Annotated in this window: 22 protein-coding genes; 15 read left to right on the top strand and 7 right to left on the bottom strand. The window is 60.4% G+C overall.

Going from position 1 to position 25,794, the window contains the following annotated elements; all coding sequences use genetic code 11:
• The first annotated feature begins 108 nt into the window (after positions 1-108).
• Positions 109-927 (top strand): posphoenolpyruvate synthetase regulatory kinase/phosphorylase PpsR, encoded by an 819-nt coding sequence (gene ppsR, locus ACP7A2_RS20605; protein ID WP_078738561.1) that lies wholly within the window; start codon positions 109-111, stop codon positions 925-927.
• Between the two features lie 118 nt (positions 928-1,045).
• Here ppsR and ACP7A2_RS20600 read toward each other — a convergent pair whose 3' ends face one another.
• Positions 1,046-2,470 carry a PLP-dependent aminotransferase family protein gene (locus ACP7A2_RS20600; protein WP_348059909.1) on the bottom strand — a complete coding sequence of 475 codons (1,425 nt, stop codon included), beginning with the start codon at positions 2,468-2,470 and terminating at the stop codon, positions 1,046-1,048.
• 160 nt (positions 2,471-2,630) lie between these two features.
• On the opposite strand from ACP7A2_RS20600, the gene ACP7A2_RS20595 reads away from it, so the two are divergent.
• From ACP7A2_RS20595 to ACP7A2_RS20565, 7 genes are all read left to right on the top strand, one after another.
• Positions 2,631-3,524, top strand: coding sequence for a DMT family transporter (locus ACP7A2_RS20595; protein ID WP_426135709.1), 894 nt, complete (start codon positions 2,631-2,633; stop codon positions 3,522-3,524).
• A gap of 32 nt (positions 3,525-3,556) precedes the next feature.
• Positions 3,557-5,419, top strand: a complete 1,863-nt coding sequence (gene moeB, locus ACP7A2_RS20590; RefSeq protein ID WP_426135708.1) for a molybdopterin-synthase adenylyltransferase MoeB — start codon at positions 3,557-3,559, stop codon at positions 5,417-5,419.
• Positions 5,420-5,434: 15 nt separating this feature from the next.
• On the top strand, positions 5,435-6,349 hold the full coding sequence (locus ACP7A2_RS20585; protein ID WP_426135707.1) for a PLP-dependent cysteine synthase family protein: 915 nt from the start codon (positions 5,435-5,437) through the stop codon (positions 6,347-6,349).
• Between the two features lie 37 nt (positions 6,350-6,386).
• Positions 6,387-7,379 carry a serine O-acetyltransferase gene (locus tag ACP7A2_RS20580; protein ID WP_426135706.1) on the top strand — a complete coding sequence of 331 codons (993 nt, stop codon included), beginning with the start codon at positions 6,387-6,389 and terminating at the stop codon, positions 7,377-7,379.
• 2 nt (positions 7,380-7,381) lie between these two features.
• Positions 7,382-8,110, top strand: a complete 729-nt coding sequence (locus tag ACP7A2_RS20575) for an alanyl-tRNA editing protein (RefSeq protein ID WP_426135705.1) — start codon at positions 7,382-7,384, stop codon at positions 8,108-8,110.
• A gap of 263 nt (positions 8,111-8,373) precedes the next feature.
• Positions 8,374-10,119 (top strand): ABC transporter permease, encoded by a 1,746-nt coding sequence (locus ACP7A2_RS20570; RefSeq protein ID WP_426135704.1) that lies wholly within the window; start codon positions 8,374-8,376, stop codon positions 10,117-10,119.
• A 14-nt stretch (positions 10,120-10,133) separates the two neighbouring features.
• Positions 10,134-11,456: an AAA-associated domain-containing protein gene (locus ACP7A2_RS20565; protein WP_375067921.1), complete on the top strand. Its 1,323-nt coding sequence runs from the start codon at positions 10,134-10,136 to the stop codon at positions 11,454-11,456.
• A 244-nt stretch (positions 11,457-11,700) separates the two neighbouring features.
• On the opposite strand, the gene prpF is transcribed toward ACP7A2_RS20565, so the two are convergent.
• From prpF to ACP7A2_RS20540, 5 genes are all read right to left on the bottom strand, one after another.
• Positions 11,701-12,891, bottom strand: coding sequence for a 2-methylaconitate cis-trans isomerase PrpF (gene prpF / locus ACP7A2_RS20560; protein WP_426135703.1), 1,191 nt, complete (start codon positions 12,889-12,891; stop codon positions 11,701-11,703).
• 10 nt (positions 12,892-12,901) lie between these two features.
• The gene (acnD, locus tag ACP7A2_RS20555) at positions 12,902-15,496 is read right to left on the bottom strand and encodes a Fe/S-dependent 2-methylisocitrate dehydratase AcnD (RefSeq protein ID WP_426135701.1); all 2,595 of its coding nucleotides are present in this window, start codon (positions 15,494-15,496) and stop codon (positions 12,902-12,904) included.
• A 183-nt stretch (positions 15,497-15,679) separates the two neighbouring features.
• Positions 15,680-16,807: a bifunctional 2-methylcitrate synthase/citrate synthase gene (prpC, locus tag ACP7A2_RS20550; RefSeq protein WP_426135699.1), complete on the bottom strand. Its 1,128-nt coding sequence runs from the start codon at positions 16,805-16,807 to the stop codon at positions 15,680-15,682.
• A gap of 36 nt (positions 16,808-16,843) precedes the next feature.
• On the bottom strand, positions 16,844-17,737 hold the full coding sequence (prpB, locus tag ACP7A2_RS20545; protein WP_375067925.1) for a methylisocitrate lyase: 894 nt from the start codon (positions 17,735-17,737) through the stop codon (positions 16,844-16,846).
• Positions 17,734-18,444, bottom strand: a complete 711-nt coding sequence (locus ACP7A2_RS20540) for a GntR family transcriptional regulator (RefSeq protein WP_426135697.1) — start codon at positions 18,442-18,444, stop codon at positions 17,734-17,736. Before ACP7A2_RS20540 ends, prpB begins: the two co-directional genes overlap by 4 nt.
• A gap of 272 nt (positions 18,445-18,716) precedes the next feature.
• On the opposite strand from ACP7A2_RS20540, the gene ACP7A2_RS20535 reads away from it, so the two are divergent.
• The 6 genes from ACP7A2_RS20535 (at position 18,717) to ACP7A2_RS20510 (ending at position 24,123) form a co-directional block, all read left to right on the top strand.
• Positions 18,717-19,253, top strand: a complete 537-nt coding sequence (locus tag ACP7A2_RS20535; protein ID WP_426135695.1) for an ATP-dependent zinc protease — start codon at positions 18,717-18,719, stop codon at positions 19,251-19,253.
• A 5-nt stretch (positions 19,254-19,258) separates the two neighbouring features.
• Complete coding sequence (locus ACP7A2_RS20530) at positions 19,259-20,791, top strand: inactive transglutaminase family protein (RefSeq protein ID WP_426135693.1); 1,533 nt, start codon at positions 19,259-19,261, stop codon at positions 20,789-20,791.
• Entirely contained in the window at positions 20,791-21,777 is a 987-nt protein-coding gene (locus ACP7A2_RS20525; RefSeq protein WP_426135691.1) for an alpha-L-glutamate ligase-like protein, read from the top strand. The genes ACP7A2_RS20530 and ACP7A2_RS20525 overlap by 1 nt, the downstream gene beginning before the upstream one ends.
• 113 nt (positions 21,778-21,890) lie before the next feature.
• Positions 21,891-23,234, top strand: a complete 1,344-nt coding sequence (gene pabB / locus ACP7A2_RS20520) for an aminodeoxychorismate synthase component I (RefSeq protein ID WP_426135689.1) — start codon at positions 21,891-21,893, stop codon at positions 23,232-23,234.
• A 230-nt stretch (positions 23,235-23,464) separates the two neighbouring features.
• Positions 23,465-23,767 (top strand): type II toxin-antitoxin system HigB family toxin, encoded by a 303-nt coding sequence (locus ACP7A2_RS20515; RefSeq protein WP_426135688.1) that lies wholly within the window; start codon positions 23,465-23,467, stop codon positions 23,765-23,767.
• Positions 23,767-24,123 (top strand): helix-turn-helix domain-containing protein, encoded by a 357-nt coding sequence (locus ACP7A2_RS20510; protein ID WP_426135686.1) that lies wholly within the window; start codon positions 23,767-23,769, stop codon positions 24,121-24,123. Before ACP7A2_RS20515 ends, ACP7A2_RS20510 begins: the two co-directional genes overlap by 1 nt.
• 91 nt (positions 24,124-24,214) lie before the next feature.
• Here ACP7A2_RS20510 and thrH read toward each other — a convergent pair whose 3' ends face one another.
• A complete protein-coding gene (thrH, locus tag ACP7A2_RS20505; RefSeq protein ID WP_426135684.1) occupies positions 24,215-24,832 on the bottom strand; it encodes a bifunctional phosphoserine phosphatase/homoserine phosphotransferase ThrH in 618 nt (205 codons plus the stop codon).
• 149 nt (positions 24,833-24,981) lie between these two features.
• On the opposite strand from thrH, the gene ACP7A2_RS20500 reads away from it, so the two are divergent.
• A complete protein-coding gene (locus ACP7A2_RS20500; protein ID WP_426135683.1) occupies positions 24,982-25,716 on the top strand; it encodes a phosphoadenylyl-sulfate reductase in 735 nt (244 codons plus the stop codon).
• Positions 25,717-25,794 lie beyond the last annotated feature (78 nt).

The raw sequence follows: 25,794 nt of genomic DNA, 5'->3' as shown, positions 1-25,794 counted from the left end.
TTTGTGGCCTGGACCTGGAAAATAAGTGAGAATGCGGCCCACTGCGGGACGGCAAAATCGCGCCTATCATATCCAAGATTCGCCATCAGCTTAAGGCCCAGGGCTCAAATGAAACGATCTGCTTTCTTTATCTCCGACGGCACCGGCATCACGGCCGAAACATTGGGTCAAAGCCTGCTCGCGCAGTTCGAAAACATTACCTTCGCCAAATTCACGCGGCCCTACATCGACAGCGTAGATAAAGCGCGGGCCATGGTACAACAAATCAATCTGGCGGCCGAAAAAGACGGCATGCGCCCGATTATTTTTGACACCATCGTCAATCAAGACATTCGTGAGATCCTTGCGACCTCCAATGGTTTCATGATCGACATCTTCTCCACGTTCCTGGCGCCGCTGGAACAGGAGTTGAGCGAACACTCGTCTTATTCCGTAGGAAAGTCCCATTCCATTGGGCACAACTCCAACTATATGGAGCGTATCGAGGCGGTGAACTTTGCCCTCGACAACGACGATGGCGCCCGTACGCACTACTACGACAAGGCCGATTTGATTTTGGTGGGCGTGTCCCGCTGCGGCAAAACGCCAACGTGCCTTTATATGGCGATGCAGTTCGGCATCCGCGCGGCCAACTACCCGTTGACCGAAGACGACATGGAACACCTGACGCTGCCCGCCGCCCTGCGCGCCCACTCGCACAAGCTGTTCGGCCTGACCATTGACCCGGACCGCCTCACCGCCATCCGTAATGAGCGCAAGCCCAACAGCCGCTATTCCAGCTATGCCCAGTGCGAGTTCGAAGTACGCGAAGTGGAAAATCTGTTCCGTCGCGAGAACATTGCGCACATCAATTCCACGCATTTTTCGGTGGAAGAGATTTCGGCGAAGATTTTGGTGGAGAAAGGGGTGGAGCGGCGGTTCAAATAGCTTCTGTTGCCTGGACTGCAGCCATCGCAGGCAAGCCAGCTCCCACATTTCGATTTGTGAATGCATTCAAATGTGGGAGCTGGCTTGCCTGCGATAAACGATAACGCGGTAAGCCTGCCTACAGGTGAAACCTGCCACCCCCCTGCCCCAGCGCGGTGGCCAACGCATCAAACCCCTCGCGCAACAACTGATCATCCCCCGACGTATTACAGATACTCGCCCGAATAAACTGCGGCACCGCCGTCTGCCCGACAGCAAACGCCTCGGCGGTGGCGATCAGGTAATTATTCTGCTTGAGCTCTGCCTCTATTTCCGACGCACGCCAGGGCTCCGGCACTTCGATCCAAAAGTGCGGGCTGTTGAGGTGCGTGCGGTATTCCAGGCCCTCCAGCAGGTCGCGCACCAGCGCTTTGCGCCGGCTGATCTCGTTGATCTGCTGACGTAACAAATATTCCGCCGTGCCGTTTTCGATCCATTGGGTCGCCAGTTCCAGGGTCACCGGCGTGGCCATCCAGCAGGTCGAGCGCAGCGCTGCGGAAATACGGCTGACCAGCGCCGGCGGCGCGTGCACGTAACCCACGCGCAACCCGGCCGACACCGCCTTGCTCAGGCTGCTGATCAAAATCGTACGCTCGGGAGCGAAATAACTCAGGGGCGGTGGCCGGTCTTCCACCAACACGCCGTGGGCTTCGTCTTCAAGAATCAGCAGATTATGCTCGCGACACACTTTAGCCAGGGCTTCCCGGCGCGGGATCGATAGCACCGCCGTCGTCGGGTTCTGAATAGTCGGCGTGCAGTACAGCGCCGAAACCCGGTGATTTCGACAGACCTCTTCCAGCGCGCCCGGCAGCACACCTTCGTCATCCATCTCCAGGCCGATCAGCCGCACGCCGAGCATGCGCGCCGCAGTGATAAGCCCCGGGTAGGTCATTTGTTCGGTGACCACCGTGTCGCCTGCGCGCAGCAACGCCATCATTGCGCAGAGCAACCCGTGCTGGCCGCCATTAACGCAGATGACCTGTTCGGGAATCGGATGAAAATCGCGCTGCACCAGCCATTGCGCACCGGCTTCGCGGTAGCGCGGCAACCCGGCGTCCGGGGTGTAGGCGCTGATGTCCTGGAGGAACTTGGCGTTGGTCGACAAGGTTTGGAAGCTCTGGGCGAGAAACACCGTCTCCTGCCCAGGAATATGCATGTTGCGGCTCATATCGAAGTACTGGCGTGGCTCCTCGCTGACGTTGCGAAAGCCTTCATCACGCTGGCGCTCCATCCCACGTTTGCGCACGAATGTTCCGTCACCCACCCGCGCAACAACCAACCCCAGGCGTTCCAATTCGCCATAGGCCCGGCTGATGGTGCCAATGGTCACACCCAGGTTGTCGGAAAGCACCCGATGGGGCGGCAGTTTTCTTCCCGGTTCAATCAAGCCCTCAAGGATGCCCCTTTCCATGACATCGGACAGGCGCTTGTACTTCACGCCCTGCCCGTTGGACAACCCCTCACGCATAATTGACACCATGTCAATATTTGTTTTGACAGTCATCTTTGGCCCTAATAGTGTGCTTTTACGGGTTCAATCACCGGATGAAACCACTTAATACACAGTCAATATAGAGTTCAATTCCGGCTCAGGGAAGCAATAAACGATGCCAATGTCCGCCGTTCTTGAAAACACAACAAAAACAAAAACTCAGAAACAGTGGTTGGCCGGGCTGGTCACCAGCGTGATGTTTCTGATTGTGTGCCTGAGTTGGGGCACCACCTGGCTGGGCATCAAGATCGCCGTCGAAAGCGTGCCGCCGCTCACCTCCGCGGGCCTGCGCTTCCTGATCGCTTTCCCGCTGTTTCTGTGTTTTGCCCTGGTGCGCCGCGAGCCGATTCTGTTTCCACGCGAAAGCCGCTGGTTCTTTGTCTTCGTGACCCTGTCCTACTTCAGCGTTCCCTACTACCTGCTCAACTACGGCGAAATGCACGTCTCCTCCGGCCTCACCGCCCTGCTGTTCAGTTGCATGCCGGTATTCATCCTGATTTTCTCCGCGCTGTTCCTGCGTGAGCGCATCTACTTTTCCCAAGTGGTCGGCATCGGCATCGGTTTCGGCAGCCTGTACATGATCATCAAGAGCCAGGGCCTGCACCTGGACCACGCCGAGTTCTTCGGGGTGCTGGCAATTCTGACCGCCGCCGTCATGCATGCCTTGTGCTATGTGATTACCAAGCAAAAAGGCAGCGCCATCAGTGTGATTACCTACAACACTCTGCCCATCGGCATTGCCGGGCTGATGCTGTTCGTGGCCGGTTTATGGTTTGAAACGCCGACCTTCGAAAACATCACCCTGCGCTCGTGGAGCGCACTGTTCTACCTGGGGCTGGTGGCGTCGGTGGGCGGGTTTATTGTGTATTTCATGCTGCTCAAGCGCTTGAGCCCGATCATTCTGTCGTTCGTGTTCATCATCTTCCCGGTGTTCGCGGTGATCATCGGCGCCTGGTACGAAGGCCTGGCGATTTCCCATGACCTGATGCTGTATTCGGCCATCCTGCTGGCCGGCTTTGCGATCACCAAGTTGCCGGTTGAAAAACTCCTGGCCAAGAAAAATTGACCCTCCCAACCCTCCCACCACGCGAGAGAAACATGGACGTCCTCCGCCCAAAAGCCCTGGAACAGATCTACGCCCACGCCAGCCGCAGCTATCCCGAGGAATGCTGTGGTTTTGTTTTCGCCGACGGCAGTGTGTACCTGGGCAGCAATATCCAGAACGAGTTGCACCGCAAGAACCCCGAGATGTACCCGCGCAGCGCGGCCAATGGCTACACGTTTTCGGTCGCCGACACCTTGCTGATGAACAAGGCGTTTCGCACTGACAACCCGGTGGTGGTGATCTACCACTCCCACCCGGATGTCGGCGCCTATTTCAGTGACGAAGACCAGGACAAGGCGCTGTTCCTGGGCGAGCCGATCTACCCCGTCAGCTATCTGGTGGTGGATGTTCGCCAGGGCCAGGCCCTCGGTTCAAAGCTGTTTGCCTGGGACGGCAAGCATTTCGCCCTTAACCCTTTCAACGACCTGCACACGGAGTTGTCCATGAACGCTGTCTCTTTCCCAGACATTCTGGTTCGCGTGGCCAAGCTGCCGGAATCGACCCTTGAGGGCACCGGATCGACATTGCGCGAAGTCATTGAAAACCTCTGCAGCAGCCACCCGCAGCTGCGCTCGCACTTGTTTCACGAGAAGAACAACCAGCTCAAGGAACACTTCCTGTTCACTGCCGAAGAGGAACTGATCGGCGCTGACGAGCCGCTGCCTGAAAAAGCCAATATCGAAGTGCTGCTCGCCACTTCCGGCGGCATGGACGTGGATGCCCTCAGTAATGAGGAAGTACAGCGTTATGTGCGCCACATCACCCTGCCTGGCGTAGGCCGCGAAGGCCAATTGAACCTCAAGAAAGCCAAGGTACTGATCATCGGCACCGGCGGCCTGGGCTCGCCCATCAGCCTGTACCTTGCGGCAGCCGGCATCGGCACCCTGGGCCTGGTGGATTTTGATGTGGTGGAAAGCAGCAACCTGCAACGCCAAATCGTGCACGGCAACAGCACGCTGGGCATGCCCAAGGTCGAATCGGCAAAGCGGCGCTTGCAAGACCTTAACAGCCATATCCAGATCAACGCCCACGACACCGCCCTGAACGCAGACAACGCCCTGGAACTGGTGGGCGCCTACGATTTGGTGATTGATGGCACCGACAATTTCGACACGCGCTACCTGATCAACGATGCCTGCGTGAGACTCGGCAAACCCTTGGTCTACGGCGCCATCTACCGTTTCGACGGGCAGATCAGCGTCCTCAACTATAAAGGTGGGCCGTGCTACCGCTGCCTGTTCCCCTCACCGCCGCCAGCTGAACTGGCACCCAATTGCAGTGCCGGCGGCGTGATCGGCGTGCTGCCGGGCGTGGTCGGGATGATCCAGGCCACCGAAGCCATAAAACTGCTGATCGGCATTGGCGAGCCCTTGTCCGGCCGCTTGATGCGCTTCGATGCGCTGGCGATGAAATTCAGCGAAATCCGCTTCAAGCGCCGCGCCGACTGCCCCTGCTGCTCGGAATTGCGCCACAGTGAAACCCTGGCACCGGCAGTCTGCGCAGATGCCGTACCGAGCCAACCGTCCCTCGCCGAGGAACGCTACATCAAGCCGCGCGTACTCAAACAACTGCTCGAACACCACCGCAGCGCCGATGTGCTAGTGGATGTGCGCGACGCCAGCGAGCTGGAGGTGTGCAAATTACCGGGCGTGGTGCATATCCCCCTTGCCGAACTGGATGGGCAACTCGACAGCCTCAGTCGCGACAACACTCACTACCTGATCTGCTACGCCGGCACGCGCGCCGAACAGGCCGCCAGCACCTTGCTCGCCGCAGGTTTTGCCAACACCAAGGTCCTGCAGGGCGGTATGAAACATTGGGTTCGTGACGTCGAACCCGACATGCCGTTGTATTGAGCCGGGGGCAGACTGATGTTGCATAACTCCATTCTCGACGTGATCGGCCAAACACCGATCGTGCGTCTGGCGCAGTTTTCCGAAGACCTCGGCATTGAGGTCTACGCCAAGCTTGAATCCCTCAATCCCGGGGGCAGCCACAAGGCGCGCATCGCCCTGGGCATGATCCTCGACGCCGAGCGGCGCGGCGTACTGATCCGTGACTCCGGGCAAACCATCATCGAGCCCAGCGGCGGTAACACCGGCATCGGCCTGGTGATGGCCGGCAACGTGCTCGGCTACAAAGTGGTGCTGGTGATTCCCGACAATTACAGCCCCGAAAAACAGAAGCTGCTGCGCCTGTACGGCGCCAAGGTGGTGCTGTCGGACAGCCGCCTGGGCAACAACTCCCATGGCGAAAAATGCATGGAGCTGCAGCTGGAAAACCCCAACTTCGTGATGCTCAACCAGCAACGCAACGGCGCCAATCCACAAACCCACCGCGACACCACCGCGCCGGAAATCCTCAGCGCCTTTGGTGATTTGCGCGTGGACTATTTGGTCAGCGGCATCGGCACCGGCGGGCATATCACCGGTATCGGCGAAACCCTGAAAAAAACCTGGCCAGCCCTGCGTGTCATGGGCGTGGAACCGGAGGAATGCGACCTGCTGAAAAACAGGCACGCGCCGCACCACATTCAGGGCCTGTCGATTGGCTTGATCCCGAGCATTCTGAACCTGGAGGTGATCGACGGCATGCTCAAGGTGTCGCGCCAGGCGTGCATCGACATGATGAAACGCATCATGCGCACAGACGCTATCAGCCTCGGCTTGTCGTCTGCCGCCAACATGGTCGCCATCGCCCAACTCGCCCCCGAACTGCCGCCCGAAACGGTGGTGCTGACCATGGTCTACGACAATGCCGACAGCTACCTGCCAAATTTCGAATAACCACTTCTCCAACAGACCAGATTGCGGGGGTGCCTCCATGGGGGGCTTTATCGACATGCAACAGCTGCACGATGAGTTGATCACCCACCTCATCAAGACCCTGACACCTGCGCAGATGAAGCAGCTCGAACCGCATTTGGCGCCGCTGATCCAGAACGCCGCCCAGGCGGTGGCCGAGGACTTGATCGCCTATGCCTACCGCGACCCGGCCTCACGCGGGCGCGGCGAGTTGATACTGGAGTCGTATGCCTCGTTCAAGGCGGTGCTGTTTTATCGCCTGGCGCACCTGGTGTGGAATTTCCCCGATCACACCAATGGCGTGTTTTCGCGCATGGCGCTCAAGCTCAGCAACCAGGGCAAAATCCTGTCCGGCGCCGAGATTCACCCGGCGGCGCGCATCGGCCGACGCTTTGTGCTCGACCACGGCTACGGCACGGTCATTGGCGAAACCTGCGAGATCGGCAACGACTGTTACATCCTCTGCGGCGTCACCCTCGGCGCCCGGGGTATCGCCAACAACCCGGACGGCAAGCGCCACCCGCGCCTGGGCAACAACGTCGAAGTCGGTTCCGGCGCTCGCGTGCTGGGCTATGTGCTGATCGGCGACAACGTGTTTATCAGCCCCTCCTGCGTCATCACCCAGGACGTGCCGGCCGGCACCAAAGTCAAAGTGGTCAACCAGATTCAGCTGCAAAAAAACACCGAGTCCGACCACAGCAACTACCTCGGCGCCTTCGCCCTGGAGGAACGCCTGCACGTGGTCGGCGAGGTCAACGCCAGCCACAAGGTTACGGTGCTGGACGCCGACTTTCACCCATTACAGGGCCTGATGCTGGAACCCACGGTCAAGGAGCGTCATCACCTGCAATTTCGCCTGCGGCGCCTGGACGTCGGCGAGCAACTGCCACGCCTGCCGCTGAACCTGAAAGTCAGCGGGCCGGAATTTGAAATCACCCTGCTCTCCCCCCCTGGCTTGAGTGCAATGGTGCGTCACCTGTTGCAAGCCAGCCCACTGATCGTCGGAGGTTGAAGATGTCTGTGCACACCATGGAAACCCTGGCGCTGTTTGACAGCGCGCCTTACCAGAACGCTTTCAGCGCCCGGGTGATTGCCGTCAGCGAGCACGGCGTCGCCCTGGAGCACACCCTGTTCTACCCCACCGGTGGCGGGCAGCCGGGCGACACCGGCCACCTCACCCTGGCCGATGGCACGCGGGTCGAGGTAACCGGCACCGTGCGCGACCCGGTTTTGCGCTCGATCATCTGGCATCAGGTGGAACACTGCCCCGAGCAATTGACCGCCGGTGTGCAGTTGGACGCGGGCCTGGACTGGGAACGGCGCTACCAGCACATGAAAATGCACACCTGCCTGCATTTGCTGTGTTCGATCATTGATGCGCCGGTCACCGGGTGCAGCATCAGCGCAGACAAAGGCCGCCTGGATTTCGACCTGCCGGAAATGACCCTCGACAAAGACACCATCACCCGCGACCTCAACGCCCTGATCGAACAGGCCCACGCGGTGAAAACCCTGTCGATGCCCGCCTCGGAGTACTCGACCCTGCTACAAATCACGCGCACTCAGGCCGTTGCGCCACCGGTGATTCAGGGTTCGGTTCGGGTGATTGAAATCAACGGAATCGACATCCAGCCCTGCGGCGGCACGCATGTGATCAACACCGAGGAAATCGGCCGGGTGTTTTGCGAGAAGATCGAGAAAAAGAGCAAGCATAACCGCCGGGTAATCCTGCGGTTTGAGTAATGACGCGGCAGCGACCGAGGTGCCAATACCCCCGTCGCTGTTCGCTGTTCGTACAGGAAACTGACAGCAAATTTATGTGCTTGTAACATTCAGAAACGTACAATTCCGCCAACAGCGTATCGCCCCCTGATCCGCTGCCCCTGACTCATGGAGAAAGAGCGCCCGCCCCTTCTCGGTGGGTGCTCGTAGAAACGCTAAGCTCAGACCCACACCGCCTCGCAACCCTGAATGCTGCAGGACTGACTGCCTATGAACAGCTGCCTATGAACAAAGTATTCCGCGACTACTTACCAGCCTCCACTCTGCGCCTGCTGCCCAACCGTTGGGATTTGGTAGCCCTGCCTCTGGTCATCGGCTTTCTGCTGTTTTTCTCCATTACGGCACGGGAAACCTGGGCGCCTATCGCCACGTTGCAAAGTGAAGTGATCTCGCTGGACCCGGCCAACCTGCCGGAATACGCGATGCGCACCACGTTGCGCATGCTCGCGGCGATGGTGGCGGCGCTGGTGTTTACCTTCTTATACGGCACGCTGGCCGCCAAAAGCCGCCGTGCTGAAAAGCTGTTGGTGCCGGTGCTCGACATCCTGCAATCGGTGCCAGTGCTGGGCTACATCTCGTTTACCGTGACGTTCTTCCTGCTGTTGTTTCCCGGCCGGGTGCTGGGCGCCGAGTTCGCGGCGATCTTTGCGATCTTCACCAGCCAGGCCTGGAACATGACGTTCAGCTTCTACCAGTCGCTGCGCATGCTGCCCCATGACCTGGTGGAAGTCTCGACCAACCTGCGCCTTTCGGGCTGGCAAAAGTTCTGGAAGCTCGACGTGCCATTCGCGATGCCGGGGCTGGTGTGGAACATGATGATGAGCATGTCCGGCGGCTGGTTTTTCGTGGTCGCCTCCGAAGCCATCACCGTGGGTGACAAAACCATCACCCTGCCGGGCGTGGGTTCGTACCTTGCGCTGGCCATCGCCCAGAAAGACCTGCACGCCGTGGGTTATGTGATCCTGGCCATGGTCGCGGTGATCCTGATGTACGACCAGTTCCTGTTCCGCCCGCTGGTGGCCTGGGCCGACAAGTTCCGCATGGAAACCACCGCTTCTCAAGGCGCCGCGCCACAATCCTGGCTGCTGAACCTGATTCAGCGCACGCGCATGGTGCAGCGCATTCTGCGCCCGATTACTCGCACCATCAGCCGCATTGGCAACAAGCGTTTCAGCTTTGGAAGCGGTGCGTTCAAAGCGTTGCCGGCAGAAACCCCGGCAGCCTCGAAAATGATTGATCTGGTGTGGGGCACCGTGATCGCGCTGATGGCCGCGTACGCGCTGTATCACATCGTGCTGTACGTGGGCACCGAAGTAACCTTCACCGAAGTTGGCCATGTGTTTGTGCTGGGCCTGATTACGCTGCTGCGGGTGGCCGGGCTGATTCTGATCGCCTCGCTGATCTGGGTGCCATTGGGCGTGATGATCGGCTTGCGCCCACGCCTGGCGGAAAAAATCCAGCCGCTGGCGCAGTTCCTCGCGGCCTTTCCGGCGAACCTGCTGTTCCCGGTGTTTGTGATCGTGATCCTGCATTACAACCTCAATCCGGACATCTGGCTCAGCCCGCTGATCGTGCTGGGCACTCAGTGGTACATCCTGTTTAACGTGATTGCGGGCGCCAGCGCCTTTCCGAATGACTTCAAGGAAGCCGCCGCCAACTTCCGCATTCGCGGCTGGCTGTGGTGGCGCAAAGTGATGTTGCCGGGGATTTTCCCTTACTACGTGACGGGCGCGATCACCGCTTCGGGCGGCGCGTGGAACGCCAGCATCGTGTCCGAGTACGTGTCCTGGGGCCAGGACAACGTGGTCGCCCATGGGCTGGGCGCCTACATCGCGCAAACCACCGCCGCCGGCGACTTCCCGAAAATCGCCTTGGGCGTGGTGGTGATGTCGATCTTTGTGGTGGCTTTCAACCGAGCGGTCTGGCGGCCGATGTACGCCATCGCTGAAAACAAACTTCGTTTGAATTGACGGGACTCGCCGTGATGACTACCTCTACTGAACACACTGTCGACACCCCGGAAATTTACTCGCTGAAAAACGTGAACCGGGTGTTCGGCAAAGGCAAGGAAGAACTGCAAGTACTCAGCGGCGTGGACCTGAGCCTGCACGAAGGCGAAATTGTCGGCATGCTCGGCCGCTCTGGCTCCGGTAAATCCACGCTGCTGCGCATCATCGCCGGGCTGATTCAGCCTTCTTCGGGCGATGTTCGTTATCAAGGCAAGCCCCTCAATGGCCCGGCCGAAGGCGTGGCCATGGTGTTCCAGACCTTCGCCCTGTTTCCATGGCTGACCGTGCTGGAAAACGTGGAGGCCGGCCTGCAAGCCTTGCAGGTCGAGCGCAAGGAAGCCCGTCGCCGCGCGCTGGCGGCCATCGACCTGATCGGCCTGGACGGCTTTGAAAACGCCTACCCGCGCGAATTGTCCGGCGGCATGCGCCAGCGCGTGGGCTTTGCCCGTGGCCTGGTGGTCAACCCGACGCTGTTGTTGATGGACGAACCTTTCTCTGCGCTGGACGTGCTCACCGCCGAAACCCTGCGCACCGACTTGCTGGACCTGTGGAGCGGCAAGCAGTTGCCGATCAAGTCGATCCTGATCGTGACCCACAACATTGAAGAAGCGGTGCTGATGTGCGACCGCATTCTGGTGCTGTCGTCCAACCCCGGCCGCGTGGTCGCCGAGATCAAGGTGCCGTTTGCGCATCCGCGTAACCGCCTCGACCCGACGTTCCGGCAGATGGTCGACGACATCTACGCACTGATGACTGACCGGCGCAGCGCCGACGCCAGCCGTGGCCTGCCCGAGTTGAAAATGGGCAGCCTGTTGCCGGAAGTCTCCACCAACTTGATGGCCGGTTTGATCGAAACCCTCGCCGCCGAGCCCTACAACGGCCACGCCGGCCTGCCCACCGTGGCTGAACGGCGCTTGCTGGAGGTCGATGACCTGTTCCCTGTGGCAGAAATGCTCGAGCATTTGGGCTTTGCCGAACTCAAGGGCGCCGACATCACCCTCACCGACGCGGGCAAGCTGTTCGCCGACTACGGCACCCAGGAACGCAAAACCCTGTTCGCCGAGCATCTGATTTGCCACGTGCCATTGGCCGCGCGGATTCATCACGTGCTGCTGGAACGCAGCGGTCACCGCGCGCCACGGGTGCGCTTCGAGCAGGAACTGGAAGACTCGATGACGGAAGCGTTTGTGCAGAAAACCCTGGAAAGCGTGGTGGCGTGGGGGCGGTATGCGGAGATTTTTTCGTATGACGACCATACCGAGACGTTTAGCCTGGATGATGTGGAAGGCAGTATGTAAACGAGGCTTGTCTGGAGAAAACCTGGCAGCATCAGCAGAGCCTGTCGAAACGCTTCCTGTGGCGAGCGGGCTTGCCCCGCGTTGGGCTGCGCAGCAGCCCCAAAACCTGCCGCCACCGGGTGTCTGACAGGCCGCATTCTTCTTGACTGGGGCTGCTACGCAGCCCAACGCGGGGCAAGCCCGCTCGCCACAATTTGCCCTCTGTACAGAGCCCGCTGCCACATCAAAGCGTGGGAACGATCGGTTAGAACGCGTCGCCGGGGACGCGTACGAAGCCTTCCATCAGCACCCGCGCGCTGCGGCTCATGATGGCTTTTTTCACCACCCATTCGCCGTTGACCTGGCTGGCTTCGGCGCCCACACGCAACGTGCCGGACGGATGCCCGAACCGCACCGCGTTACGCTCTACACCGCCCGCCGCCAGGTTAACCAACGTCCCGGAAATCGCCGCCGCCGTGCCAATTGCCACCGCCGCCGTGCCCATCATGGCGTGGTGCAACTTGCCCATGGACAGCGCGCGCACCAGCAAGTCGACATCACCGGCCTTGATCGCTTTGCCGCTGGACGCCACGTAATCCGCAGGCTTGGCCACAAATGCAACCTTCGGCGTGTGCTGACGCTGCGCCGCTTCATCGAGGTGTTTGATCAACCCCATGCGCAACGCGCCGTAGGCCCGCACCGTCTCGAACATCGCCAGGGCTTTGGGGTCGCCGTTGATGGCGCCTTGCAGCTCGGTGCCGGTGTAGCCGAGGTCTTCGGCGTTGATGAAAATCGTCGGAATGCCCGCGTTGATCAACGTCGCCTTGAAGGTGCCGACACCTGGCACTTCCAGGTCGTCGATCAGGTTACCGGTGGGGAACATCGAACCACCGCCGCCCTCTTCTTCCGCCGCCGGGTCCATAAACTCCAGCTGCACTTCGGCGGCGGGAAAGGTTACGCCGTCGAGTTCGAAGTCACCGGTTTCCTGCACCGCGCCGTCGGTGATCGGCACGTGGGCAATGATGGTCTTGCCGATATTCGCCTGCCACACCCGCACCACGGCCACGCCGTTATGGGGCACGCGCGCCGGGTCGATCAAGCCGGCGCTGATGGCGAAGGAACCGACCGCCGCCGACAGGTTGCCGCAGTTGCCGCTCCAGTCCACAAAGGGCTTGTCGATGGAGACCTGACCGAACAGGTAGTCCACGTCATGCCCGGCGCGGGTGCTTTTAGCGAGGATCACGGTTTTGCTGGTGCTCGACGTGGCACCGCCCATGCCATCAATTTGCTTGTCGTAAGGGTCGGGGCTGCCGATCACCCGCAGCAGCAAGGCGTCACGCGCGGCGCCCGGCACCTGCGCCGATTCGGGCAGGTCCGTAAGGCTGAAAAACACGCCCTTGCTGGTGCCGCCACGCATGTAGGTGGCGGGGATCCTGATTTGTGGAACCTGTGTCATGGTTAACCCCTTAAGCGGTCGCCGCCGATTCCAGGAAGTCCTGGGCAAAACGTTGCAACACGCCGCCCGCCTCGTAGATCGACACTTCTTCGGCGGTGTCCAGGCGGCACGTCACCGGCACGTCAACACGTTCGCCATTCTTGCGGTTGATCACCAGTGTCAGCGTGGCACGCGGGGTGCGCTCGCCGATCACGTCATAGGTTTCACTGCCATCGATCAGCAAGGTGTGGCGGTCGGTACCCGGCAAAAACTCCAGCGGCAACACGCCCATGCCCACCAAGTTGGTGCGGTGGATGCGCTCGAAGCCTTCGGCGGCAATCGCTTCCACACCGGCCAGACGCACGCCCTTGGCCGCCCAGTCGCGGGACGAGCCCTGGCCGTAGTCGGCGCCGGCAATGATGATCAGCGGCTGCTTGCGTTCCATGTAGGTTTCGATGGCTTCCCACATCCGCGTGACCGTGCCTTCCGGCTCGATCCGCGCCAGGGAACCCTGCTTGACCTTGCCGTTTTCAACGACCATTTCGTTGAACAGTTTCGGGTTGGCAAAGGTCGCGCGCTGGGCCGTCAAATGATCGCCCCGGTGCGTTGCGTAAGAGTTGAAGTCGACTTCCGGCAGGCCCATTTTCGCCAGGTATTCGCCGGCGGCGCTGTCGAGCATGATCGCGTTGGACGGCGACAAATGGTCAGTGGTGATGTTGTCCGGCAGCACTGCCAGCGGGCGCATGCCCTTGAGCGGCCGCGCCCCGGCCAGCGCGCCTTCCCAGTAGGGCGGGCGGCGGATATAGGTGCTTTGCGGGCGCCAGTCATACAGCGGCGTGACTTTCGGGCCGGTGTCTTCGTGGATCGCGAACATCGGAATGTAGACCTGGCGGAACTGCTCCGGCTTGACCGAGGCCTTGACCACGGCGTCGATCTCTTCGTCGCTCGGCCAGATGTCTTTGAGGCGGATTTCCTTGCCATCAGCGTCGAGGCCCAGCACGTCTTTTTCGATATCAAAACGGATGGTGCCGGCAATCGCGTAAGCCACCACCAACGGCGGCGAAGCCAGGAACGCCTGCTTGGCGTACGGATGAATACGCCCGTCGAAATTGCGGTTGCCCGACAGCACGGCGGTGGCGTACAGATCGCGGTCGATGATTTCCTGCTGGATCACCGGGTCCAGCGCACCGGACATGCCGTTGCAGGTGGTGCAGGCGAAGGCCACCACACCAAAACCCAGTTGCTCCAGCTCAGTGGTCAAGCCCGCTTCATCAAGGTACATCGCCACGGTTTTCGAACCCGGCGCCAGGGACGATTTGACCCACGGCTTGCGCACCAGGCCGAGCTTGTTGGCGTTGCGCGCCAGCAGGCCAGCGGCGATCACGTTGCGCGGGTTGCTGGTGTTGGTGCAACTGGTGATGGCGGCGATGATCACCGCGCCGTCGGGCATTTGCCCTGGCACGTCATCCCACTGGCCAGAGATGCCTTTGGCTGCCAGGTCGCTGGTAGCGACACGGGCGTGCGGGTTGCTCGGGCCCGCCATGTTACGCACAACAGAGGACAGGTCGAAGGTCAGGCCGCGCTCGTATTGCGCGCCTTTAAGGTCATCGGCCCACAGGCCGGTGTGGCGAGCGTATTGCTCCACCAGCGTGACTTGTTCATCTTCGCGGCCGGTGAGCTTGAGGTAGGCGATGGTCTGCTGGTCAATGTAGAACATCGCCGCCGTGGCGCCGTATTCCGGGGCCATGTTGGAGATGGTCGCGCGGTCGCCCAGGGTGAGGTTGGATGCGCCCTCACCAAAGAACTCCAGCCACGCGCCGACGACTTTTTGTTTGCGCAGAAACTCGGTCAGCGCCAGCACCATGTCGGTGGCGGTGATGCCCGGTTGCAGCTTGCCCGTCAGCTCCACGCCGACGCTTTCCGGCAGGCGCATCCACGACGCGCGGCCGAGCATCACGCTCTCGGCTTCAAGGCCGCCGACGCCGATAGCGATGACGCCCAAGGCGTCTACGTGTGGCGTGTGGCTGTCGGTGCCGACACAGGTGTCCGGGAAAGCGACACCGTCGCGCACCTGAATCACTGGCGACATTTTCTCCAGGTTGATCTGGTGCATGATGCCGTTGCCCGGCGGGATCACGTCGACGTTCTTGAAGGCCTTTTTGGTCCACTCGATAAAGTGAAAGCGGTCTTCGTTGCGACGGTCTTCAATGACGCGGTTTTTCTCGAAGGCCTGCGGGTCAGAGCCACCGGCTTCGACGGCCAGGGAGTGGTCGACGATCAGTTGGGTCGGCACCACCGGGTTGACCTGCGCCGGGTCGCCACCTTGCAGGGCGATGGCGTCGCGCAGGCCGGCGAGGTCGACCAGCGCGGTTTGGCCAAGGATGTCGTGGCACACCACGCGGGCCGGGAACCAGGGGAAATCGAGGTCGCGTTTGCGCTCGATCAGTTGGCTCAGGGACGCGTTGAGGGTGGCCGGGTCGCAGCGGCGTACGAGGTTTTCCGCGAGCACGCGGGAGGTGTAAGGCAGTGTGGCGTAGGCGCCGGGAGTGATTGCCTCGACAGCCGCGCGGGCGTCGAAGAAATCCAGGCGGCTGCCGGGCAGCGGTTTGCGAAATTCAGTGTTCATCGTCAGGCCTCGGTCACGGTAGGTTCACAGGGCAAACTGTCGACACTTGCCTGGTTTTCTGTGGGAGCTGGCTTGCCTGCGATGGCATCACCTCGGTGTACCTGTCACACCGCAGTGATGCCATCGCAGGCAAGCCAGCTCCCACAAAAAAACCAATCGCCAGTGTGTTCAGCTCATCCCTATTCAGCGACGTTCGATTGGCACGAACTTGCGCTGCTCGACGCCGATGTACTCGGCGCTTGGACGGATGATGCGGTTGTTGGCGCGCTGCTCGAACACATGCGCGGCCCAGCCGGTCAGGCGCGAACACACGAAGATCGGCGTGAACAGCTGCGTCGGAATGCCCATGAAGTGGTACGCCGAGGCATGGTAGAAGTCGGCGTTGGGGAACAGTTTTTTCTGCTCCCACATGGTCTTGTCGATAGCCTCGGACACCGGAAACAACACGGTATCGCCTGCTTCGTCGGCGAGCTTTTTGGCCCAGCCCTTGATCACTTCATTACGCGGGTCGCTCTCTTTGTAGATCGCGTGGCCGAAGCCCATGATCTTGTCTTTGCGCGCCAGCATGCCGAGGGTGCCTTCAACGGCTTCTTCGGCTGAACCGAAACGCTCGATCATTTCCATCGCCGCTTCGTTGGCGCCGCCGTGCAGCGGGCCGCGCAGGGAACCGATGGCGGCGGTGACGCAGGAATACAGGTCGGACAGGGTTGAAGCGCACACCCGTGCGGTAAAGGTCGACGCGTTGAATTCATGTTCGGCGTACAGAATCAGCGACACGTTCATGACTTTCTCATGCAGCGCACTCGGCTTCTTGCCGTGCAGCAGGTGCAGGAAATGGCCGCCGATGCTTGGCTCGTCGGTCACGCAGTCAATCTTCTTGCCGTCGTGGCTGAAGCGATACCAGTAGCACATGATCGCCGGGAAGGCGGCGAGCAGGCGGTTGGTGACGTCGTGCTGCGCGCTGAAATCCTTCTCGGGCTCGATGTTGCCGAGGAACGAGCAACCGGTGCGCATCACGTCCATCGGGTGGGCATCGGCGGGGATGCGTTCCAGCACTTCTTTCAGCGCCTGGGGCAGGTCGCGCAGGGTGCTCAGCTTGGCGCTGTAGGCGGCCAGTTCGGTTTTGCTCGGCAGCTCGCCGTACAACAGCAGGTAAGCGACTTCTTCAAACTGCGCATCGGCGGCGAGTTCGCGCACATCGTAACCGCGATAGGTCAAGCCGGCACCTGCCTGGCCCACGGTGGACAGTGCGGTCTGCCCGGCCACCTGGCCACGCAGGCCGGCGCCACTCAGTACTTTTGCTTCAGCCATGTCTGTTCTCCAATCTTGAATTTATTTGGGAGGCGCTTATTTTTTAGCGGCAAACAGCGCATCGAGCTTCTGCTCGAAGGTGTGGTAGTCAATGCGATCGTAAAGCTCCATGCGGGTTTGCATGGTGTCGATCACGTTCTGTTGCGTGCCGTCGCGGCGGATCGCGGTGTAGACGTTCTCGGCGGCCTTGTTCATGGCGCGGAAGGCCGAGAGCGGGTACAGCACGATGGAAACATCGGCAGATTTCAACTGTTCGGTGGTGAAGAGCGGCGTCGCGCCAAACTCGGTGATATTCGCCAGGATCGGCGCTTTCACGCGGGAGGCGAACAGCTTGTACATCTCAAGCTCGGTGATGGCTTCCGGGAACACCATGTCGGCGCCGGCTTCGATACACGCGGCGGCGCGTTCCAGGGCAGACTCCAAACCTTCGACCGCCAGGGCGTCAGTGCGCGCCATGATCACGAAGCTGTCATCGGTGCGCGCATCCACGGCGGCCTTGATGCGGTCGACCATTTCCTGCAGCGACACGATTTCCTTATTCGGGCGATGACCGCAGCGCTTGGCGCCCACCTGGTCTTCGATATGAATGGCGGCGGCGCCGAACTTGATCATCGACTTGACGGTGCGTGCCACGTTGAACGCCGAGGAACCAAAACCGGTGTCCACGTCCACCAGCAGCGGCAGGTCGCACACGTCGGTGATGCGGCGCACGTCGGTCAACACGTCATCCAGGCCGGTAATGCCCAAGTCCGGCACGCCGAGGGAGCCAGCCGCCACACCGCCGCCCGACAGGTAGATCGCCTTGAACCCGGCGCGCTTGGCCAGCAGCGCATGGTTGGCGTTGATCGCACCGACCACCTGCAACGGGTGCTCGCTGGCGACGGCGTCACGGAAACGCTGGCCTGGCGTAGTTTTATTGTTAGAACTCATGACTCACCTCTTTCAGGGGCGCCGCCTGGGAAATGACGGGCAATGTTGCGTTTGGAAGCGCCGATGTGGCGGCGCATCAACAATTCGGCCAGCTCGCCATCGCGATCGGCAATCGCATCAAGAATGCGATGGTGCTCGGCAAATGCCTGGCGTGGGCGATTAGGGGTGGTGGAGAACTGGATGCGGTACATGCGCACCAATTGATACAGCTCGCCGCAGAGCATTTGGGTCAGGGTGCGGTTACCGGCGCCTTGAATTATCCGGTAATGAAAATCGAAGTCGCCTTCCTGCTGGTAGTAGCCCAGGCCAGCCTGGAACGCTTCATCGCGCTCGTGGGTGTGCAGCACTTGGCGCAGTTCTTCGATTTCGGCGTCGGTCATGCGCTCAGCGGCCAGGCGGCAGGCCATGCCTTCCAGGGACTCGCGGATTTCATAGAGTTCCACCAGCTCGGCGTGGCTCAGGGAAACCACACGCGCGCCGACGTGGGGCACGCGCACCAGCAGGCGCTGGCCTTCCAGGCGGTGGATCGCCTCGCGTAACGGGCCGCGGCTGATGCCGTAAGTGCGTGCCAGCTCAGGCTCGGAGATCTTGCTGCCGGGGGCGATCTCGCCTTTGACGATGGCGGCCTGGATACGGCGGAAGACGTTCTCCGACATTGTCTGGGATTCGTCCGACGTTGCCGCCGGCGCTTCGGCCTGATCCAGCATATTGTTGACACCTTTAAAAGCAATGCCGCAAAAACTAGCGAATAAGCCTTAGGTAGTCAAAGATTAAATCCACATTGTCGACAATCGTCTAATAACCTCCCCAGTACTCACCAGAGGCATGGCCGCCTGCCAGCGCTGGCGCCAAAAAAGCATCATGTTAGAATGCTCGCCGCTTTTGCCTGACATCATTGGATGAAACGGCGCACGAGGGAGTTTGCGCAGTAATGCCAGTCGCCTTGAATTAAACATCGCACTGCACCGCGTCAGGATCTATGAGACTCAAGCCCTTCCTTTTATTGTTTTGCCTGTTACTCGTACCGGCCCTTGGCGTTGCCGCCGAGAAAACCGTGTATGGCCTGAACGAATACGCAAAGCTCGCGGGCATTGACCTGGAAGTGGCCGCCAAACTCGACACCGGCGCCAAGACCGCGTCCCTCAGCGCCCGCGATATCAAGCGCTTCAAGCGCAACGGCGAATCCTGGGTGCGCTTCTACCTGGCCATCGACACCGCCCATTCCCACCCCATCGAACGCCCCCTGGCCCGCGTGAGCAAGATCAAGCGCCGCGCCGGTGACTACGACCCCGATGAGGACAAGAACTACACTGCCCGTCCAGTGATTGCGCTGGATATCTGCATGGGTACCGCTTTACGCAGCATCGAAGTGAACTTGACTGACCGCAGCGCTTTCCAATACCCGCTGCTGATCGGCTCCGAAGCGTTGAAACGCTTTGATGCGCTGGTCGACCCCAGTCTTAAATACGCAGCAGGCAAACCTGCCTGCGCCGCCGACGCTCATACCGCCGAGTAAACCGAATGCGCTCTCTGACCCTGCACCTGAAAATCCTCATCACCCTTTTGGTGGTGCTGGGTATTTCGGTCACCGCCTACCAGATTTTCGTGCAGGGCATTCCTGTTACCGAGGACGCCACCGACGACTTGTGGAACATCGACGCCAAGGTCGAGTTCGTCGCCAGCCCGAAAGACCCGGTGAAAATCTCGATGTTCGTGCCGCCCCTGAGCCGCGACTTCGTGAGCCTCAATGAGAGTTTCATCTCGAACAACTACGGCGTGAGCGTCAACCGCACCGACGGTAACCGCAAGGTCACCTGGTCGGCACGTCGCGCCAAGGGCAACCAGACCCTGTATTACCGCCTGGTGCTGACCAAGCGTTACAGCGGCGAGAAGGTCAAGGTCAAAGGCCCGACCTTCCGCGACAGCATTGCCGTGGAAGGCCCGGAAAAGATCGCGGCCGAAGCCCTGCTGGCGCCGATCCGCCAGCACTCGGCGGATGTGGAAACCTTTATCACCGAAGCCATCAAGCGCACCAACAACCTCAACGACGACAACGTGAAGCTGCTGCTGGCGGGCGACCCATCGACGCCGCACAAGGCCAAGATCGTCGAACTGTTGCTGTCCATCGCCCACGTGCCGGTGGAAAAAGTCCACACCATCCGCCTCGTCGCCGACCAGCCACAAACCCCGGAACTGTGGCTGCGCAGCTTCAATGGCAATGACTGGCTGTACTTCAACCCGGAAACCGGCGAACAAGGCCTGCCCGCTGACCGCCTGCTGTGGTGGACCGGCGATGAAAACCTGATCACGGTGGAAGGTGGCAAGAAAGCCATGGTCACCTTCAGCATGAACAACAGCGAAATGAACGCGATTCGCCTGGCCAAGCTGACCGACGAAAACACTGACGCCAACTTCCTCGAATACTCGCTGTACGGCCTGCCGCTGCAAACCCAACAGACCTTCATGATCATGGTGATGATCCCGATTGGCGTGCTGGTGATTCTGATCCTGCGCAACCTGATCGGCCTGCAAACCCTCGGCACCTTTACCCCGGTGCTGATCGCGCTGGCGTTTCGCGAGACGCAACTGGGCTTCGGGATTGTGCTGTTCACCATTATTACGGCGCTGGGGCTCTCGCTCAGGTCGTACCTTGAACACTTGAAGCTGCAGATGTTGCCGAGGCTTTCGGTGGTGCTGACCTTCGTCGTGGTGCTCATCGCCGCCATCAGCCTGTTCAGCCACAAACTGGGGCTGGAGCGCGGGCTGTCGGTGGCGCTGTTCCCGATGGTGATTCTGACCATGACCATCGAACGCCTGTCGATCACCTGGGAAGAACGCGGCGCCAACCATGCGCTGAAAGTCGCGATCGGTACGCTGTTCGCCGCCTCCCTGGCCCACATCATCATGAGCGTGCCGGAGCTGATCTACTTTGTGTTCACCTTCCCGGCCGTGCTGCTGATTCTGGTGGGCTTCATGCTGGCCATGGGTCGTTATCGCGGCTACCGCTTGACCGAGCTGGTGCGTTTCAAGGCCTTCTTGAAGGCTGACCAGTAATGTTCGGCTTCTGGAAAACCTGGAAGGCCCTGGAGGCGCGGGGCATCATGGGCATCAACCGGCGTAACGCCGACTACGTGCTCAAGTACAACAAGCGCAGCCTGTATCCGCTGGTGGATGACAAGATCATCACCAAGGAACGTGCCCTGGCCGCCGGCCTGCATGTACCCGAAATGTACGGGGTGATTTCCACCGAGAAAGGCATCGACAAGCTCGACGAGATCATCGGCGGGCGCAGCGACTTCGTGATCAAGCCGGCCCAGGGCGCCGGCGGTGACGGCATTCTGGTGGTAGCCGACCGTTTTGAAGGACGCTACCGCACGGTGTCCGGCAAGATCATCAGCCACGAAGAAATCGAACATCAGATCTCCAGCATCCTCACCGGCCTGTACTCCCTGGGCGGCCACCGCGACCGCGCGCTGATCGAATACCGCGTGGTGCCCGACCAGATCTTCAAGAGCATCAGCTACGAAGGCGTGCCGGACATCCGCATCATCGTGCTGTTGGGCTACCCGGTGATGGCCATGCTGCGCTTGCCGACCCGGCAATCCGGCGGCAAGGCCAACCTGCACCAGGGCGCGATTGGCGTGGGCGTCGACCTTGCCACCGGCCTGACCCTGCGCGGGACCTGGCTGAACAACATCATCACCAAACACCCGGACACCACCAACGCGGTGGACGGCGTGCAACTGCCCAACTGGGACGGTTTCATGAAGCTCGCGGCGGGCTGCTATGAACTGTGCGGGCTGGGCTATATCGGCGTGGACATGGTGCTGGACCAGGAAAAAGGCCCGCTGATCCTGGAACTGAATGCGCGGCCGGGGCTGAATATTCAGATCGCCAACGACTGTGGTTTGACCTTGCGTACTCATGCCGTGGAAGCGCGGTTGGAAACCTTGAAAGCGGCCGGTGTGACCGAAACCCCGGAAGAGCGGGTGAAGTTTGTGCAGGAAATGTTTGGGCACATTCCTGCTGTGGAGGGCTGAGGGCCTCATCGCAGGCAAGCCCTCAATCTGCTTATCCCCGACATCCCCTCTAGGACCAAAACCGACAGGGGACTACAATCCCTCCCCCCAAGCCCACAGCTGATCCACCCCGCATGTCGACCTGTTCCGTACACCCGCTGCCCTACCGCGCCAACCCCGCTGCGTATTTCACAGCGATTCGCCACGCCCCCGGCGCGGTGCTGCTCGACAGCGGCCGCCCGGCTGCCGAACGCGGGCGCTATGACCTGCTGAGCGCTTGGCCGGAAACGACATTGACGGTGGCGCCTGACGAGAGCGGCAGTGATTTCCTGCAACGGTTGCGGGCAAACCTGACACAGTTGGGCGAAGCGGCGCTGCCAGCAGGTTATGAATTGCCGTTTGCCGGCGGCTTGATCGGTTACCTGAGCTATGACTTTGGCCGGCACCTGGAACGCATGCCGCACCTGGCCATCGACGACTTGCACCTGCCGGATGCGCGCTTCGGGCTGTACGCCTGGGCGCTGATCAGCGATCACCATGCGCAGACCAGCCAACTGGTGTTTCACCCGTCGCTGGCAACCGGCGAGCAGCAACGCCTGATAGCGTTGTTCAGCAGTGAAGTGACCGATACCCCGCAGAGCTTCAAACTGCACGGCCCCATGGCTCCTGACCTGACTGCCGAGGCTTACCGGCAGGCCATCGCGCACATTCAGGACTACATCCAGGCCGGCGACTGCTACCAGGTCAACTTTGCCCAACGCTTTCGCGCGCCCTGCGTGGGTGATCCCTGGGCGGCTTATTGCGCCTTGCGTGAGGCGTGCCCTACTCCGTTTTCCGGGTTCCAGAGCCTGCCCGATGACGGCGCGGTGCTGAGCCTGTCGCCGGAGCGCTTCGTGCGCATCAGCGAGCGTCAGGTCGAAACCCGCCCGATCAAAGGCACCCGTCCACGGGGTTTGACGCCCGAGGAAGACGCCGCCAACGCCGCCGAACTGCTGGCAAGCCCCAAAGACCGCGCAGAAAACCTGATGATCGTCGACCTGCTGCGCAACGACCTCGGCCGTACCTGCCGCACCGGCTCGGTGAAAGTGCCGGAACTGTTCAGCCTGGAAAGCTACCCCAACGTGCATCACCTGGTGAGTAGCGTGACGGGTGAATTGGCCGCCGACAAAGACGCCCTCGACTTGATCGCCGGCAGCTTCCCCGGCGGCTCAATCACCGGAGCGCCGAAGATTCGCGCGATGCAGATCATCGACGAACTGGAGCCGACGCGACGCGGGTTGTACTGCGGCTCGCTGGTGTACCTGGACGTGCGCGGCGAGATGGACAGTTCCATCGCGATCCGCAGCTTGCTGGTCAAGGATGGCCAAGTGTGTTGCTGGGGCGGAGGCGGGATCGTCGCGGACTCAGAGTGGCAGGCGGAGTATCAGGAGTCGCTGACGAAGGTGCGGGTGTTGTTACAAACGCTGGAAAACCTCTAAGGGCCAAGCCAGTCCTGTCTCTCGAAGGCAAAAGCGCTCAGTAAGAAAAAACCTGAATCAGATCGGCTGTGGACGAGGTGAGGCGCTGAAGGATAGCGTCCGGCTCCGACTGTCCACCTGCCGTCTGTGAAGGATCACATGAAACGACTGCCTACTCGTCAGAAATTATTTCCGGGATTGCATCTCCAGCCAACCACTCCCATAATCTCCCAAATTGGGAGGATCCAGCGATGCGGATAATCGCTTTATCTACCCTACGAATATTTTGGCAAAGCCATCCGGCATATGCCGACGCCAAAATCCCGCTGGTCGAGCTTTACCGCCATATGGAAAAGGCCACTTACCCGACGCCGCAGGCGCTCAAAGCCGAGCTCAGAACGGCGAGCATTCTCAAAGGGGGCAAAGTTGTGTTCAACGTTGGCGGTAACAAATATCGGGTGATTATGGCGATCGATTATCAGCGACAGCTCGGGTTTATACGTTTCGTGGGAACCCACGCACAGTACGACCAAATCAACGCGGAGACCCTGTGATGAACATAAGACCAATACATTCCCAAGAGGACCTGACCGCAGCGCTTGCGCGCGTGGAACAGATCTGGGGAGCGCCGATCGGCTCGCCTGAGGGTGATGAGCTGGAAATCCTCGCCATTCTCATCGAGAAGTACGAAGCGGAGCATTATCCAATGCCGCCGTCGGACCCGGTGGAGGCGATCAAGTTTCGCATGGAGCAACTGGGCATGACCGCCCGTGACCTTGAGCCGTTTATTGGCACCAGTGGGCGCGTGTCGGAAGTGTTGAATCACAAGCGCAAGCTGAGCTTGTCGATGATCAAGCGACTGCATGAGGGCTTGAGCATTCCTTATGACAGGTTGCTGGCTGGGGTTTAGCAAGCCAGCTGCCACATTCTTAATGGTGTAAACCCGATCAAATGTGGGAGCTGGCTTGCCTGCGATGGGGCCATCAGCACTGGCCAGGAAGCTACAGGCTCAACTGCCGATTCGACGCCTTGATAAACTCCTGCTTCAAATCCTCAAACGTATGCACCGCCGGAAACTGCGGGAATTCGCGAATCACATTCTGGGGCGCGTGAAACAGAATCCCGCGGTCGGCCTCGCCCAGCATGGTGGTGTCGTTGTAGGAATCGCCGGCCGCGATCACGCGGTAGTAGAGGGTCTTGAAGGCCAAAACCGACTGGCGCTTCGGGTCTTTCTGACGCAGTTGGTAGCTCACCACGCGGTCGTTTTCGTCGGTGATAAGGCGGTGGCACAGCAGTGTCGGAAAACCCAGCTGGCGCATCAGCGGCTGGGAGAACTCATAGAAGGTGTCCGACAGAATCACCACTTGGAAGCGCTCGCGCAGCCAGTTGACGAACTCGACCGCGCCGTCCAGTGGCTTGAGGGTAGCGATCACTTCCTGGATGTCGGCGAGCTTGAGCCCGTGCTCATCAAGGATGCGCAGGCGCTGCTTCATCAACACGTCGTAGTCGGGAATGTCACGGGTGGTGGCCCGCAGGGATTCAATACCGGTTTTTTCAGCGAAGGCGATCCAGATTTCCGGAACCAGCACCCCTTCCAGGTCGAGACAGGCAATTTCCACAAGACACTCCCATTCATAGTGTTAGTTGAGCGAGCAAAAGGACTGCCGAACTCTAGCGATTCAAGCTCGCCGCCGCAACGCAAGGCGGTTTTTGATACCATCGCCGTCTAGAGAGCGCTCAGCGCCATTGACCTGTAGGAACCGTCCTGATGAACCCAGCCTTCGACGTCGTTGAACTCGCCACGACTTATGCCAACAAATCCGCTCAGGACATTCTCAAACTGGCGTTCAGCCAGTTCGGTGATGACCTGTGGATTTCCTTCAGCGGTGCCGAGGACGTGGTGCTGGTAGACATGGCCTGGAAGCTGAACAAGAACGTCAAGGTGTTCAGCCTCGACACCGGCCGCTTGCATCCAGAGACCTACCGGTTCATCGAGCAGGTGCGCGACTTCTACAAAATCGACATCGAACTGATCTCGCCAGACCAGACCAAACTGGAACCTTTCGTCAAGGAAAAGGGCCTGTTCAGCTTCTATAAGGACGGCCATGGCGAATGCTGCGGCGTGCGCAAGATCGAGCCGTTGCGCCGCAAGCTCTCGAGCGTGAGCGCCTGGGCCACCGGCCAACGCCGTGACCAGAGCCCCGGCACCCGCAGCCAGGTGGCCGCGCTGGAAATCGACACGGCGTTCTCCACCCCGGAACGCACCCTGTACAAATTCAACCCACTGGCGCAGATGACCAGCGAGGAAGTCTGGGGTTACATCCGCATGCTGGAGCTGCCGTACAACAGCCTGCATGAGCGTGGCTTTATCAGCATCGGCTGCGAGCCTTGCACCCGGCCCGTGTTGCCGAACCAGCATGAACGCGAAGGCCGTTGGTGGTGGGAAGAAGCGACGCAGAAGGAATGCGGGCTGCATGCGGGGAATATCATCAGTAAGGCTTGAAGCTGATGCAGTTACCAATGTGTGTGTGCGGGCTTGTGTGGGAGCGGGCTTGCTCGCGAATGCGGTGTATCAGTCAAA

The organism is Pseudomonas sp. PWP3-1b2 (assembly GCF_049896045.1).
Taxonomy (GTDB): domain Bacteria; phylum Pseudomonadota; class Gammaproteobacteria; order Pseudomonadales; family Pseudomonadaceae; genus Aquipseudomonas; species Aquipseudomonas antarctica_B.
The sequence above is the reverse complement of the archived record's forward strand: the minus strand, read 5'-3'. Positions and strand labels throughout refer to the sequence as shown.

Bases quoted from the DNA above. Each gene is read 5' to 3' on its own strand.
- ppsR (WP_078738561.1), top strand. From the start codon at position 109: ATGAAACGATCTGCTTTCTTTATCTCCGACGGCACCGGCATCACGGCC.
- ACP7A2_RS20600 (WP_348059909.1), bottom strand. From the start codon at position 2,470: ATGACTGTCAAAACAAATATTGACATGGTGTCAATTATGCGTGAGGGG.
- moeB (WP_426135708.1), top strand. From the start codon at position 3,557: ATGGACGTCCTCCGCCCAAAAGCCCTGGAACAGATCTACGCCCACGCC.
- ACP7A2_RS20585 (WP_426135707.1), top strand. From the start codon at position 5,435: ATGTTGCATAACTCCATTCTCGACGTGATCGGCCAAACACCGATCGTG.
- ACP7A2_RS20580 (WP_426135706.1), top strand. From the start codon at position 6,387: ATGGGGGGCTTTATCGACATGCAACAGCTGCACGATGAGTTGATCACC.
- ACP7A2_RS20575 (WP_426135705.1), top strand. From the start codon at position 7,382: ATGTCTGTGCACACCATGGAAACCCTGGCGCTGTTTGACAGCGCGCCT.
- ACP7A2_RS20570 (WP_426135704.1), top strand. From the start codon at position 8,374: ATGAACAAAGTATTCCGCGACTACTTACCAGCCTCCACTCTGCGCCTG.
- ACP7A2_RS20565 (WP_375067921.1), top strand. From the start codon at position 10,134: ATGACTACCTCTACTGAACACACTGTCGACACCCCGGAAATTTACTCG.
- prpF (WP_426135703.1), bottom strand. From the start codon at position 12,891: ATGACACAGGTTCCACAAATCAGGATCCCCGCCACCTACATGCGTGGC.
- acnD (WP_426135701.1), bottom strand. From the start codon at position 15,496: ATGAACACTGAATTTCGCAAACCGCTGCCCGGCAGCCGCCTGGATTTC.
- prpC (WP_426135699.1), bottom strand. From the start codon at position 16,807: ATGGCTGAAGCAAAAGTACTGAGTGGCGCCGGCCTGCGTGGCCAGGTG.
- prpB (WP_375067925.1), bottom strand. From the start codon at position 17,737: ATGAGTTCTAACAATAAAACTACGCCAGGCCAGCGTTTCCGTGACGCC.
- ACP7A2_RS20540 (WP_426135697.1), bottom strand. From the start codon at position 18,444: ATGCTGGATCAGGCCGAAGCGCCGGCGGCAACGTCGGACGAATCCCAG.
- ACP7A2_RS20535 (WP_426135695.1), top strand. From the start codon at position 18,717: ATGAGACTCAAGCCCTTCCTTTTATTGTTTTGCCTGTTACTCGTACCG.
- ACP7A2_RS20530 (WP_426135693.1), top strand. From the start codon at position 19,259: ATGCGCTCTCTGACCCTGCACCTGAAAATCCTCATCACCCTTTTGGTG.
- ACP7A2_RS20525 (WP_426135691.1), top strand. From the start codon at position 20,791: ATGTTCGGCTTCTGGAAAACCTGGAAGGCCCTGGAGGCGCGGGGCATC.
- pabB (WP_426135689.1), top strand. From the start codon at position 21,891: ATGTCGACCTGTTCCGTACACCCGCTGCCCTACCGCGCCAACCCCGCT.
- ACP7A2_RS20515 (WP_426135688.1), top strand. From the start codon at position 23,465: ATGCGGATAATCGCTTTATCTACCCTACGAATATTTTGGCAAAGCCAT.
- ACP7A2_RS20510 (WP_426135686.1), top strand. From the start codon at position 23,767: ATGAACATAAGACCAATACATTCCCAAGAGGACCTGACCGCAGCGCTT.
- ACP7A2_RS20500 (WP_426135683.1), top strand. From the start codon at position 24,982: ATGAACCCAGCCTTCGACGTCGTTGAACTCGCCACGACTTATGCCAAC.